The organism is Pedobacter sp. A2324, assembly GCF_059693705.1.
On the sequence record NZ_JCASSK010000003.1, the window covers coordinates 481727 to 496217 of the forward strand.

General features: G+C 40.5%; 11 protein-coding genes. 5 read left to right on the forward strand and 6 right to left on the reverse strand.

Going from position 1 to position 14491, the window contains the following annotated elements; translation table 11 throughout:
• Window positions 1-7 precede the first annotated feature (7 nt).
• Window positions 8-391, forward strand: a complete 384-nt coding sequence (locus AC570I_RS11375; RefSeq protein WP_047798823.1) for a TraR/DksA family transcriptional regulator — start codon at window positions 8-10, stop codon at window positions 389-391.
• The gene (locus tag AC570I_RS11380; RefSeq protein ID WP_497405520.1) at window positions 391-993 is read left to right on the forward strand and encodes a lipoprotein signal peptidase; all 603 of its coding nucleotides are present in this window, start codon (window positions 391-393) and stop codon (window positions 991-993) included. The genes AC570I_RS11375 and AC570I_RS11380 overlap by 1 nt, the downstream gene beginning before the upstream one ends.
• A 163-nt stretch (window positions 994-1156) precedes the next feature.
• Here AC570I_RS11380 and odhB read toward each other — a convergent pair whose 3' ends face one another.
• The 3 genes from odhB to AC570I_RS11395 form a co-directional block, all read right to left on the reverse strand.
• Entirely contained in the window at window positions 1157-2386 is a 1230-nt protein-coding gene (gene odhB / locus AC570I_RS11385; RefSeq protein ID WP_497405521.1) for a 2-oxoglutarate dehydrogenase complex dihydrolipoyllysine-residue succinyltransferase, read from the reverse strand.
• Window positions 2387-2436: 50 nt separating this feature from the next.
• Complete coding sequence (locus tag AC570I_RS11390) at window positions 2437-5235, reverse strand: 2-oxoglutarate dehydrogenase E1 component (RefSeq protein WP_497405522.1); 2799 nt, start codon at window positions 5233-5235, stop codon at window positions 2437-2439.
• A gap of 211 nt (window positions 5236-5446) precedes the next feature.
• Window positions 5447-6721: a DASH family cryptochrome gene (locus tag AC570I_RS11395; RefSeq protein WP_047798827.1), complete on the reverse strand. Its 1275-nt coding sequence runs from the start codon at window positions 6719-6721 to the stop codon at window positions 5447-5449.
• Window positions 6722-6902: 181 nt separating this feature from the next.
• Between AC570I_RS11395 and AC570I_RS11400 the strand changes: the two genes are divergently transcribed.
• The 3 genes from AC570I_RS11400 (at window position 6903) to AC570I_RS11410 (ending at window position 10901) form a co-directional block, all read left to right on the forward strand.
• Window positions 6903-8537: a DUF4139 domain-containing protein gene (locus AC570I_RS11400; protein WP_497405523.1), complete on the forward strand. Its 1635-nt coding sequence runs from the start codon at window positions 6903-6905 to the stop codon at window positions 8535-8537.
• Between the two features lie 133 nt (window positions 8538-8670).
• Window positions 8671-9573: a TIGR01777 family oxidoreductase gene (locus tag AC570I_RS11405; protein ID WP_497405524.1), complete on the forward strand. Its 903-nt coding sequence runs from the start codon at window positions 8671-8673 to the stop codon at window positions 9571-9573.
• A 26-nt stretch (window positions 9574-9599) separates the two neighbouring features.
• Window positions 9600-10901, forward strand: a complete 1302-nt coding sequence (locus AC570I_RS11410) for a cryptochrome/photolyase family protein (protein ID WP_497405525.1) — start codon at window positions 9600-9602, stop codon at window positions 10899-10901.
• On the opposite strand, the gene AC570I_RS11415 is transcribed toward AC570I_RS11410, so the two are convergent.
• From AC570I_RS11415 to AC570I_RS11425, 3 genes are all read right to left on the reverse strand, one after another.
• A complete protein-coding gene (locus tag AC570I_RS11415; protein ID WP_497405526.1) occupies window positions 10891-11817 on the reverse strand; it encodes an FKBP-type peptidyl-prolyl cis-trans isomerase in 927 nt (308 codons plus the stop codon). The genes AC570I_RS11410 and AC570I_RS11415 overlap by 11 nt on opposite strands.
• A gap of 181 nt (window positions 11818-11998) precedes the next feature.
• A complete protein-coding gene (locus AC570I_RS11420) occupies window positions 11999-12445 on the reverse strand; it encodes an FKBP-type peptidyl-prolyl cis-trans isomerase (RefSeq protein WP_047798831.1) in 447 nt (148 codons plus the stop codon).
• Window positions 12446-12687: 242 nt separating this feature from the next.
• Window positions 12688-14481, reverse strand: coding sequence for an acyl-CoA dehydrogenase FadE (locus tag AC570I_RS11425; protein WP_497405527.1), 1794 nt, complete (start codon window positions 14479-14481; stop codon window positions 12688-12690).
• Between the last annotated feature and the right edge of the window lie 10 nt (window positions 14482-14491).

A 14491-nucleotide genomic window follows, 5' to 3' on the forward strand; every position in this document is an offset into this window, starting at 1 on the left:
TAAAAGCATGGAAAATAGTAACAAAACACGCTACTCAGACAGTGAACTTCAGGAATTTAAAGTATTAATTCAAGATAAATTGCGCATGGCAAAAGAAGAGTTAAACTCTTTAACCGCTTCATTAAGTAGCCCTAACGCAAATGGTACTGAAGATACTTCGGGTGCCTACAAAACATTGGAAGATGGTTCTGCAACAATGGAAAAAGAGCAGATTAACCAACTCGCTGCCCGTCAGCGCAAATTTATCGACAATCTTGAAAATGCATTGGTACGCATTGAAAACAAAACTTATGGTATTTGCCGCGAAACAGGTAAGTTAATCCAGAAAGAGCGTTTACGTGCCGTTCCTCACGCTACTTTAAGCATGGAAGCAAAACTAAAGCAGAGTTAATGAAAGGATACACAAAACCTTTATTAGTCATCTTTTTGGTTTTACTTGCCGACCAGGTATTAAAAACGTGGATCAAAACCCACATGTACCTTGGTCAGGAGTTTAACATTATCGGTAAATGGTTTATCATTCACTTTACCGAAAATAATGGTATGGCCTTCGGCATGGAGTTTGGCGGGGAATTTGGAAAGCTGGCACTATCCTTATTTCGCATCATTGCCGTTGGTGGAATTGGTTACGGATTACATTATCTCATTAAGCACAAATATCATCGCGGGTTAATCCTGAACGTTGCCTTAATTTTTGCTGGGGCATTAGGGAACATCATTGATTCGGTATTCTATGGAAAGATTTATGGTTACGAAACCTGGTTTCACGGCCGCGTGGTAGATATGCTTTACTTCCCGATTGCCGAAGGACACTTCCCAAGCTGGATTCCAATATGGGGCGGTGATGAGTTTGTATTCTTCAGACCGGTTTTTAACCTTGCCGACGCCGCTATTTCGGTAGGCGTGATACTCATCCTCATTTTCCAGAAAAACTACTTTAAAGAAGATGTAAAGGATGAAGTAAGCATCAACAGTGAAATTGTTGAGGATTAACCTCCAACCAAAATCATATTACAGTACCAAAGCTCGTTTCTGTTTGAGACGGGCTTTTTTGTAGCCGCTTTTTTTGAAACCCTTCTATGAAAATTAAATTCCAGGCACAAAAAAAAGTCAGACTTTAATGCCTGACTTCTTTCAAATATTATTTTAATAAGACCTAAACGCCTAACAATAATCTGGCTGGATCTTCTAATAGTTGTTTAACACGAACCAGGAATCCAACAGACTCACGTCCGTCAATGATTCGGTGATCATAAGATAATGCAACATACATCATCGGACGAATCACCACTTCTCCTTTTTCTGCTACCGGACGCTCAACAATATTGTGCATGCCTAAAATAGCCGATTGAGGTGCATTGATGATTGGTGTCGACATCATTGAACCAAATACACCACCATTGGTAATGGTAAAGGTTCCACCTGTCATTTCTTCGATGGTTAATTTACCATCACGTGCTTTTAAAGCCAAAGCCAGAACTGATTTTTCAATCTCCGCCAGGCTCATGCTTTCTGCATTACGAATCACAGGAACAACCAGACCTTTCGGTGCAGATACTGCAATAGATACATCAGCAAAGTTGTTGTAAACAATTTCTTCTCCTTCTATACGTGCATTAACAGCCGGGAAATCTTTTAAGGCTTCAGTTACCGCTTTAGTGAAGAAACTCATGAAACCTAATCCCACACCATGTTTATCTTTGAATGAGTCTTTGTATTTGCTACGTAGATCCATAACCGGTTTCATGTTAACCTCATTGAAAGTAGTTAACATAGCCGTTTCGTTTTTTACAGCAACCAAACGTTTAGCAACGGTTTTACGCAATGGCGACATCTTTTCACGACGCTCAGAACGTGGACCTGCAGGAGCTGCAGGCGCCGCAGGTGCAGCAGCAGCTTTTGGTGCTTCTGCTTTTTTAGCAGCTTCAGCTTTTACAGCATCATCTTTAGTAATGCGTCCATCAATACCTGTACCTTTTACGGCTCCGGCATCGATACCTTTTTCTGCAAGAATTTTTCCTGCCGCAGGCGATGGAGTGCCTGTAGCATAACTATCGCCAGATTTCTCGGCAACAGGAGCAGAAGCTTTATCCTCAGCAACAACTGCCTTTTCTTCTGTTTTTGGAGCATCAGCTTTTGCAGGTGCTGCGCCACCATCCTCAATTTTACAAACTACCGCGCCGATCGCTAAAGTATCACCTTCAGCAGCTATGGTTCTTAAAGTTCCGGCTTGTTCAGCGGTTAATTCGAAAGTAGCCTTGTCTGATTCTAATTCAGCAATAACCTCATCCATTTCAACAACATCACCATCCTGTTTTAACCACTGTGATAAAACAACTTCCGTTATCGACTCACCAACTGGTGGAACTTTTATTTCTAAACTCATAATGTTTAATATATGTCTTTATTAGCTTCTAATTTCTTTATCGTTTTGTATTAGTCGGCCGCTGCAAGTTTCTTGCTTGCTTTCTTGGTTTCCGCTTGCACTTCTGACTCTTTAACGGGAAGCTCAAGTGCTTTAGCCAGAATATAAGCCTGCTGATTGGCGTGTTGTTTCGCAAAACCTGTTGCAGTACTGCTGCTCTCTTTTCTTGAAATTACATCAATACCTTTTAAGCCGGTTTTATATAATTTGCGGAATAAATAAGGCCATGCACCCATATTTTCCGGTTCTTCCTGTACCCAGAAAATTTCTGTAGCATTTGTATATTTAGCGGTGATCGCTTCCATCTGATCAACAGGGGTAGGATACAATTGTTCAACACGAACTATTGCAACGTGTTTTACCTGATCAGCCTGTTGTTTTTCAAGCAACTCATAGTAAATTTTACCACTACAGAATACCACTCTTGTAACATCATCAACCTTAACATTTACATCCTCAATCACCTCTTTGAAACCACCTTCAGTAAATTCATCTAATGGAGAAACACAGGCGGGATGACGTAATAAACTTTTAGGAGAGAAAACTACAAGCGGTTTACGGAAATCGCGTTTAAACTGACGACGCAATACGTGGAAAAAGTTTGCCGGAGTTGTACAATTCACAACCTGCATGTTGTAATCTGCACAAAGTTCCATAAAACGTTCAATACGTGCAGACGAGTGCTCAGGGCCCTGACCTTCGTAACCGTGTGGCAACAGCATCACCAAACCGTTTTCACGCTGCCATTTCGTTTCTGCACTGGCGATATACTGATCAACCACAATCTGGGCACCGTTGAAGAAATCACCAAACTGCGCTTCCCAAATGGTTAAGGCATTCGGATTAGCCATTGCATATCCATATTCAAAACCTAGAACACCATACTCTGATAAGTGAGAATTGTAAATATCAAAAGGAGCCTGCTGATCTGAAATGTTTGCCAGAGGAACATATTCTTCCTCACTATCCTCGAGTGTAAGTACCGCATGGCGGTGAGAGAAAGTACCACGTTCAACATCCTGACCGCTTAAACGAACCCTTTTGCCTTCCGATAACAAGGTACCATAAGCCAGTTGCTCACCCATAGCCCAGTCGAACACATTGGTTTCATTAACCATTTTGGTCCGCTCTGAAAATAACTTCTCAATTTTTTTGAAGAACTTTTTATTCGACGGTAAAGTTGTAATGCGTTTACCAATCTCCAGTAAAGTAGATTTTTTTACCGCCGTAACAGGTGATGTTTCGAAATCCTGAGGCGTTGCTAAACGCAAATCAGCCCAAGCACCACCAAATTTAATTTCATTATTTCCAGCTACAAATTCTTTAGCCTCATTCAGGCGTTCTTGCAAAATACCACGGAAATCTTTTTCCATTTCCTTAGCAAGACCTGCTTCCAGCTTACCTTCTTTAGTTAACTGCTCAATATAAATTTCCCTTGGATTAGGGTGTTTTTCAATTGTTTTGTACAACAAAGGCTGAGTGAATTTAGGCTCATCAGACTCATTATGTCCAAAACGACGATAGCATAAAATATCAATGAATACGTCATTTTTATATTTCTGACGGTATTCCATTGCTAGGTTGATGGCGTAAACCAAAGCTTCAGGATCATCACCATTCACGTGGAATACAGGTGATAAAGTTACCTTAGCAATATCAGTACAGTAAGTACTGGTACGTGCATCTTTATAGTTTGTGGTAAAACCAATCTGATTATTAATTACCAGGTGGATGGTACCACCGGTTTTATAACCTTCAAGTCCTGCCATCTGAATCACTTCATAAACAATACCCTGTCCTGCAACAGATGCATCACCATGAATCAAAATCGGCGCTAAACGGCTGTTGTCACCACCGTATTTAAAATCGATTTTAGAACGGCTCATGCCTTCAACCACACCATCAACAGTTTCTAAGTGCGAAGGATTTGGGCAAAGACTTAAGTGAACATTTTTACCTGAAATGGTACTCACATCTGTAGAGTAACCCAGGTGATACTTAACATCACCACCAAAAGGTGTATCCGGATTGTAGCTTTTACCTTCAAACTCAGTAAATATGTCCTTATAGGTTTTTTGCATGATATTAGCCAGCACGTTCAAACGACCGCGGTGAGCCATACCAATAACAAATTCTTCAATTCCTAATTCAGCACCTTTTTCAATTACCGAATCTAAAGCCGGAATCAGTGCCTCAGCACCCTCTAATGAGAAACGTTTTTGGCCTAAAAATTTCGTACCAAGGAAGTTTTCAAAACTTACCGCCTCATTTAATTTCTTAAGGATACGTTTTTTCTCGTCAATAGAAAAGTTCGGCGTATTGCGTGTACTTTCCATTTTCTGCTGAATCCAGTTCAGCACTTCAGGGGTACGTAAAAATTTATATTCTGCTCCGATAGAGCCAGCATAAGTTTGTTTCAAAACAGCAAGAATATCTTTCAGCTTTGCTGCACCAATACCAATTTCAACTCCAGAGTTAAAAACGGTCTCCAGATCAGCATCCGATAGCCCGAAATTTGCAAGATCTAAAGTCGGTAAATGTTTACGCCGCTCACGAACGGGATTGGTATGTGTAAACAAGTGACCGCGACTACGATAGCCGTCAATCAGGTTGAGAACATTAACCTCTTTTAAAAATTGTTCAGGAGTTTCTACTGTTACTGACGGGGCTTCAGAACTTCTTCCAAAATCGAAACCCTCAAAAAACTTTTGCCAACCAAACTCAACTGATTCAGGATCTTGCTGATACGACTGATATAAAGAATCTATGTATTCGGCGTTTGCGCCGTTAATATAAGATAAACTATCCATTATTTACTGTTTACTATAAGCCCTACAAAATTAGAATTTTACCTTATATAAATGGTAAAAAACTGGATTAATTGCACAAAAAAATATATTTAGAAACATTCTGACATTCAGTACAAATAATTGAATGAATGCAGGAGAAAGCTTTGCAAACAAACAAAGCAAAATGCAAGCCAGTAATTGAAGAAATTATAGAAAGTGTGAATGAGTAAATCTAAGAACTCCAGGTTAAGGCGTAATTTCCTTTTGGATCCAGATTCTTGATATTCTTATCCAGATCAAATACGCTTTTCGACTTCTGGTCATTGCCCACACCAGCAACATTTGCCCAATTGCCCCAGTTACTTGCAGGGTTATAATCAATCAGTTTTTCTTCAAAATATGCTGCACCGAAAACCCAGCTTACTTCCAGATTATTGATCAGATAAAGAGCTGCCGTTTGGCGGGCAACATTTGAAATAAATCCGGTGGTGTTCAGCTCCGTCATCACTGCATCAACCACAGCAAACCCGGTTTGTGCATTCTTCCACTTACTAAAATTCTCCTGTTCATTTTCCACGTCCACCAATCCCTGACTGCCAAAACCATTCGGACTGAAGAAGGTATTGCCGTATTTTTTGAACATGAAACGGAAATAATCCCGCCAAAGCAATCCAAGTAAAATATGATTGAACATCGCCTTGGTGTTAGGCACCCCTTCCATCTTTTTAATTTCCCAATATACCTTACGTGGTGATAAGCACCCCATCGCAAGCCAGGCAGAAAGTTTAGATGCCAGAATAAGGTTCTTGGAAGTTGCCGCCTGCTGCATCAGTAAAATTACCTTTTGCAAATGCGCCAGCCCTTCAGCCTCACCCCCTAAAAATTCAAGATCCGAACGCTTATCCTGTGCCTGCTGCAAAAGGTTAAGGTCCGCAAGTTCGGGTAAAGTACCCCAATCAATCACCTCCGCAACATTAATGCGATCGGGAGCAGCAAAACAAGGTTTTATAATTGAATCACGCTCAATCTTCTTTTTAAACTGATTAAAAGCATCTGGTATATCTTTAATAGGGAAAGGTAAATCTTCCTTGTTATATAACGTATGGCCAATAAAATGTTTCAGATTAATACGAAGTTTCCACAAGGCATTCTCTACTAATGCGGATACATGTGTTTCCTCCCGGGCTACTTCCCTGTGGTGATATACTTCAGTAATTTCATATTCCTGCACCAGCTGTGGAACGATATCTTCCGGACTACCGGTAACAATCAGTAAGTTTCCGCCTATCTGTTTCAGAGAATGACGAAGCCCTAAAACACTTTCAAGGGTGAACTGTGCTCTGATGCTGCCTGTTTTTAGTGTACCATATTTCGTTTCTACAAACTGGCGGGGGTCTAAAATATAAACAGGTAAAATCGAATCCGACTTAGCAATTGCCTCAACAAGCATTTCATTGTCATGCAAACGAAGGTCATTTCTAAACCAGACTAAAATTTTTTTGGACATGTTTTATTCGGAAAAGGGTATCAAGAACGCGAAGAACAAATTTACCTTATTTTTCTTCGGCATCATAAACATGATAAATTCTTTACAAACAGGCAACAAAAACAATGTGGATTATGGAATCAGGAATAACCGATCATCCTCATTTTAATTATAGATTATAAAAAACCATTAAACTGATAACATGAAACTTCTCCTGATCGCATTATTTCTCCCCTTCACCCTCCTCGCCCAGCAACAAATTAAATCAAAGGCCATGTTGGAAAGTGTAACGGTTTACAACAACGGCGCACAGCTTTCTCACTCAGGAAAGGTTGCCTTGCCAGCAGGTACTTCAGAAATTACCATTAATAATATTTCCGGCCGTGTAAACGAAAGCTCTATCCAGGTTGGCGTATCCACTGGCGTTACCATTCTGGCCGTACAGTTTAACCGCGATTTTCTGAATACAGATGCAGCAAATCCGGAAACTAAAAAGCTTAATGACAGCATTAACTTTATAAACAGCCTGCTCATTAAAACCCGTAATGCCAAAACCATCGAAGAACAAACCCTGGTATTGCTGGATGAGAACCGGAAATCGGGCGGAACAACAACCGGCACCAATGTAACTGAACTGATGAAACTTGCCGAATACTACAGGGCAAAAAATACTGAAGTTCGCAACGCCATAGCGCTATTGGCCCAAACTGAAGATAAACAAAGTCAGAAATTAAACCAGTTGCAGCAGCAACTGGCAGAATTTAGAAATAACCCCAATCAACAACTTGGACAATTGGTGATCCAGGTGATGTCGAAGGAAAATACTGATGCCCAATACAGCATTAACTATGTTACACCCAACGCAGGCTGGTTGGCAAATTATGATATCAAATCGTCCAGTACAACTCAACCCCTGGCGATGATTTACAAAGCTGAGATTACACAGAATACGGGTTTAGACTGGAAAAAAGTGAAACTCTCTCTATCAACTGGAAATCCAAATTACAAAATTACTGCACCAAATTTAAATCCCTGGTTTGTTTCTGTATACAATCCTGTTCAACAGGCGCTGGCAGGTAAAGCGGCAGGAATACAAATTAGGGGAATATCGTCCATGGCTCAAGACAAAATGCTGAAAGAAGTGGTTGTAACGGGTTACGAAAAGGCAAAAAGAGAAAAGCCAGCTGCCCCATCAACCATTAATAATTACACCAGCGTTAATGAAACGCAACTTGGTGTAACTTTCGATATCGACATACCATATGATGTGAATAGCGACAATAAGCCACACACCGTAGCTTTTAAAGAGTACGAGGTACCTGCAAGCTATAAATATTATGCCGCTCCAAAATTAACCCGGGAAGCGTATCTTCTTGCCGAAGTGGTAAACTGGGAAAAATTAAACCTCCAGGCAGGCGATGCGAACATCATATTCGAAGGCACGTATACCGGTAAATCGTATATCAACCCGGCCAATCTCACAGACACCTTAAATCTCAGCATGGGAAAGGATAAAAAGATCATCGTTACCAGAGAAAAACAGGAAGATTTTAGCAGTAGTAAACTGATAGGCTCCAATAAAAAACAGGTTTTCACCTACTTAATCAAGATCAGAAATACCAAAAAAGAAAGCATTGAGCTGAATTTGAAAGATCAATATCCCTTGTCAAGTGATAGCGACATCGAAACCGAACTACTGGAAAACAGTGGAGCAACGGTAAACAGGGAAACTGGCATGCTCACCTGGCAGCTAAAAATTGCACCAAATGAAACCAAAACCATTAAACTCAGCTACTCAGTTAAAGCGCCAAAAAGCAAAATTATAACAGGTTTGTAAAAAGTAAATAACCCAGCTATTGGTGCTTGAAGTGGCGATATTACTGAAACCTCAGTGCTTATACTTCATGCTAAGATATGAAGTATAAGCCACACGGTTGCCAACAAAAACCTATCTTTACTGTTTAATTAGCATGGCAAGAAAGATTTTGATTACTGGTGCAACCGGCCTTGTGGGTACCGAACTTAAGAAGATACTTCTCAAGCAAGGTTACGAGGTTAATACACTATCCCGAAAACAAAGCAACGACCCAAATAATTTTGTTTGGGATGTTTACAAAGGCACAATAGATGCAGGGTGCATTAATGGTATAGAGGCGATCATTCACCTGGCGGGAGAGCCTGTTGCAGAAAAAAAATGGACGGACGAACGAAAGCAGCAAATCATTGATAGCCGGGTAAAATCCACCGAATTAATTTTCAATACCATCAAAGGCAACCCCAACCATCAGATTAAATCTTTCATATCCGCATCAGCAGTTGGTTATTATGGTAATTGTGGTGATGAAATTTTAACAGAAGAGAGTCGTGCTGGTTTTGGCTTCCTGGCAGAATGCTGCAAACTATGGGAAAATGCCGTTGATGAAGGTAAAAAGTTGGGCCTGCGTATTGTAAAATTGCGTACAGGTATTTTATTAAGTACCAAGGGCGGTGCTTTACCACAGCTGGATCAATCAGTGCGTTTATTTTTGGGATCATCTTTGGGAACCGGGAAACAATGGACGCCATGGTTGCATATCGATGATATGGTAGACATGTATATCGAAGCCATTAGCAACTTAAAAATGGAAGGTGCCTATAACGCCTGTGCCCCATTCCCGCAAACTAACGAAGCATTAACCAGGGCAATTGCGAAACAGCTTCACCGACCGTTTTGGCCGTTAAAAGTTCCAAAAAAAGCCATTGAATTACTAATGGGCCAAAGGGCCGAAGCCGTACTCATGAGTAGTAATACCTCTGCGCAGAAAATTTTAGATGCCGGATTCAAATTTAAGTTTACCCATTTGAATGATGCACTTGCCGATTTGTATCGGTAACCGCTCAAAAAAATCACCCTTTCCTTATGAAAACCATTTCCATTTTTTGGTTCCGCCGCGATTTACGTTTAGAAGACAATGCTGCCTTATACCGCGCTTTAAAAGGCGAAAATCCTGTTTTGCCTGTTTTTATTTTTGATAAAAATATACTCGACAAACTTCCTAAAGACGATGCCCGCGTAACCTTCATTTATCAAACGATTCAGGATTTGAAAGAAGATCTTCAGAAACATGGATCGGATTTGTTGGTTAAATACGGTAAACCTGAAAAAGTATGGGCAGAGATTCTGAAAGATTACGAGGTTAAAGAAGTTTACACCAATCACGATTATGAGCCTTACGCCCGTGAACGTGATGATAATATGGCTGAGTTTCTGACCAGTGAAAAAATTTCGTTCAACACTTTTAAGGATCAGGTGATATTCGAAAAAAGAGAGATTCTTAAAGCAGATAAAACACCCTATACAGTATTTACCCCATTTTACAAGCAGTGGCATGCTAAATTGAATGATTTTTATACCAAACCCTATCCCACTAGAAAATATTTTAGCAACTTATTGAAAACAAAACACCTGCCTATCCCAGCCTTAGCCGAAATGGGTTTCGAAGAAAGCAAGCTAAGGTTTCCCAAACTGAGCTACAAAGATAAATTAGATGACTATGCCAAAGAGCGTGATTTTCCTGCTTTAGATTCAACAACCCACATCGGATTACACCTGCGTTTTGGCACATTAAGTATCCGAAAGGCTGTAGAAGATGCGCTGGATGCTAAATCGAATGTATGGCTTTCGGAACTGGCCTGGAGAGAATTTTACATGATGATCCTTTGGCATTTCCCCTATGCGGCATTTGATTCATATAAAAAGCAGTATGATAAAATCAAGTGGCGCAACAATGAAAAGGAATTCAAAGCCTGGTGTTCGGGCAATACAGGCTACCCAATAGTTGATGCCGGAATGAGACAGCTAAACGAAACCGGCTGGATGCACAACCGCGTGCGTATGGTGGTGGCTAGCTTCCTATCGAAGCACCTGTTGATCGACTGGCGCTGGGGTGAAGCCTATTTCGCAGAAAAGTTGCTGGATTACGAAATGGCCAGTAATGTAGGGGGCTGGCAATGGGCAGCCGGATCAGGCAATGATGCCGCCCCATATTTCAGGGTATTCAATCCGGAGCTGCAAACCAAACGTTTTGATCCTAAATTTGAATACATCAAAAAATGGGTACCGGAATATGGCACAAAAAAATATGCCCAACCATTGGTTGAGCATACATTTGCACGTGAAAGAGTGCTTAAAGTTTTTAAAGAAGCTTTGTCTAGTTCGTAACACTTACGATTTCGATGTCGAAATCAAGTATAGCATTGGGCGGAACACTGCCGCTACCTGATGTACCATAACCTAAATCAGATGGAATAAACATTCTGAATTTGGCTCCTGCAGTGAACTTAGGTATGATTTTCCCCCAACCCAGAATCACCTCAGCTAAGGTAGTCGTGTATGTACCGTCTGTAGAAGAGTCAAAAACAGTTCCGTCAATAAATCTCCCGGTATATTTAACAACTAGTGAACTCGATTCGCTAATAGGATCCACTCCAGTTCCTGTAGTCGTAGTAATGTAATATACCCTCGACACATCCTTAGTCGCCGTTAAACCTTTAGTGGTCAAATAATTTGTTATTTTATAATCATCAAACTGCCATTGTTTTGCGTAAGCATAACTCGTTAAGGTAATATCAAGATTTTCGTTTGATGGAATGCTTCCCGCTCCGTTTCTGCCAAATGCTAAATACGAAGGCAATAAAATGCGTGCAGAACCACCTGGTTTCAATTTCAATGCTGCCGTGCGGAAAGCTGGTATATTCCAGGCGCTCGCGGTATTTTGACCAGGGGCAAGCAATGATGACTGATAAAAGCTGTTAAGATATCCTACATACGTCCCTAAATTAGCGTAGGTTGGCGACTGTAAGTACTGTGTTCCGCTGCTCATCGATTTGATTGTAACATCATATAATATCGAATCTCTATTTGCAAACAATGAACCAGTAGTCGGATTAGTAACCTGATAGTAGAAACCTGTTTTGAGCGAATCAGGTACCATCGAAGTCAGTTTATTCTTGGATATATAAGCCGCTATAGCCGAATCATCAACAGTCTGTATCGAATCATACTCCTTTTTACATGAGCTGAAAATTGTTGAAGCCACAATAAGTGTTAGGAGGCTAAGTTTGGTAAAATTGTTCATTTATTATTGTACGTCTGTAAGTGTAATTGTAAAATCGAGTATTAAATTGGCAGAGACATTACCTGCAAAAATAAGCTTTTAATACGGATGCTACAATTTTTAACCTATTTTAACAAAAAAGCTAAATCAACAAGTTATAGCTGAAACGTTTTACACCAGGCTTTCACCTTAGTGTTTAAGCTTATTGTGTATTCGAAAGCTGAATAGTAAAATCAAGTACAGAGTTTCCAGGAATTGGTCCTGCAGAACTGCTTCCGTAACCCAGGCTTGGTGGTACAATCAAACGGATTTCTCCTCCCTTTTGGATTTTGGGTATACCTATTCTCCAGCCTTGAATCAAATCAGCAAGATTGAAGGTTTGTTCTTTACCGCCCCCGTTATCGAAAACACTACCATCCAGTAATCTACCTTCATATTTAATCGTAATTCTGGTATTTGCAGGATAGGTGAAAGTACCGCTACCAGGTTTGATGATCTGGTAATACAATCCGGAGTTGTCTTTCGTTGCATTGATATTATTTTCTGCAATAAAATCAGCAATCTGCTTTTCGGTATCTTTATCTTTTTTACAAGCTGTAAAAGTCGCTGTAAACAATAGGATAACAGTTAGTAGTTTAAACTTATTCATGCCGCAAAAGTAGGATTTTAAAAAACATTAATTTCATTACAAAACTGCTAAATAACTATTTTTTATTCAAGCGGGTGAGGTTCAACCATATCAGGAATGTAAGTTACATTTTTGATTCAAACCTTATTTTGCCTTAAATGTCTTATATGTTAAAATAATCAACTGAGGCCATAAACAAAAAAAGGTCCAGGGAAGAGGCTGATAAAACCCATCCCTGAACCACAAAACCTCACTTCAAAAACCTAAAAAATATATTTATTGGCTTCAATCAACTGTTGTGCAACACGTTGACGGGCATCCTTAACATTAAATGGCTCTAATTTGGTAAAGCGGCGAAGGCCAACCAACATCATGCGTTGCTCATCACCTTCAGCAAAAGCCCATAGTGCTTCTTTACCGGCTTTCGCAACCCCATCCACAGCCTCAACCATATAAATCCTTAATAAATCCAGCTGACCCGCTGTTGCATCCTCTCCTTTTGTTGCTACCAGTTTCTCTGTTCTCAACAAAGCCGATTCCAATACGTAAACATAACCAGCCATATCGGCGATGTTCATTAAAATCTCCTGTTCCTTACTTAAGGTCATCATCAGTTTTTGAACCGCAGCCCCTGCCACCATTAAAGTCGCTTTCTTCAAGTTAGCCAGCACTTTTTTCTCGGCAGCAAATAAGGTTGTATCCTCCTCGCCAAAATCAGGAATACTCATTAATTCCGCAGCAACCGCAGTTGCCGGAGTCATTAAGTCCAGTTCACCTTTCATGGCGCGTTTCAACATCATATCAACGGTAAGCAAACGGTTGATCTCATTCGTGCCTTCAAAAATCCTGTTGATCCGGGCATCACGGTAGGCCCGGTCCATCGGTGCATCAGCACTAAAACCCATTCCACCATAAATCTGAACGCCTTCATCAACGGTATAATCCAAAGCCTCTGAGCCCCACACTTTCAAAATGGCACACTCCACGGCAAACTGCTCAACTGATTTCAGCCTTGCCTTGCCGGATTCCATTCCACCTGCAACCAAGCCATCATAAGTATCGTCAATATTCTGCCCGGCACGGTAGTTAGCGGCATCAACAGCATAGAGTTTTGAAGCAATTTCTGCAATTTTAAAGCGGATAGCTCCGTATTTTGAAATCGGACGGCCAAACTGACTGCGTTCATTTGAATAATTAATGGCAGTATTAAGTGTTGCCTTTGATGCACCAATTGCCGCAGCCGAAAGTTTAATACGGCCGATATTCAGAATATTTACGGCAATTTTAAAACCATTTTCTCTATCGCTTAACATGTTCTCTACAGGAACCTGACAGTCGTTAAAGAAAACCTGACGGGTAGAAGAACCTTTAATACCCATCTTATGCTCTTCAGGATTCATGGTAATTCCACCGAAATCTTTCTCTACAATAAAGGCTGTAAGGTTTTTATCATCGTCTATTTTAGCGAAAACGATAAAGATATCCGCAAAACCACCATTGGTAATCCACATCTTCTGTCCGTTGATGATATAATGTTTGCCATCATCACTCAACTTTGCTTTTGTCTTTCCGGAATTAGCATCCGATCCTGAGTTTGGTTCTGTCAGGCAGTAAGCAGCTTTCCATTCTCCTGAACCCAGTTTAGGGATATATTTTGCTTTCTGCTCTTCGTTACCGTAATACAGGATAGGCAAAGTACCAATTCCTGTATGGGCGGAAAGCGCTACCGCAAATGAATGCCCGGCACCGATCACATCAGCCACAAGCATCGAGGTATTGAAATTTTTACCAAAACCTCCGTATTCTTCCGGTACAGAAACACCCAAAATTCCCAGCTCACCCGCTTTTGTCAAAAGTGTCGGCATCAATTCAGGATCTTCCTGCTTGTCTATTTTATCTAAGTTAGGATACACTTCAGCTTCCAGAAAATCGCGACAAGTCTGTGCAATCATCTGTTGCTCTTCATCAAATTCTTCAGGGATAAATACATCCTGATATACGGTTTCCTTGATTAAGAATTCTCCGCCTTTAATTGTTTTTTTTGCAGTTGTTTCCATTTTTATAATA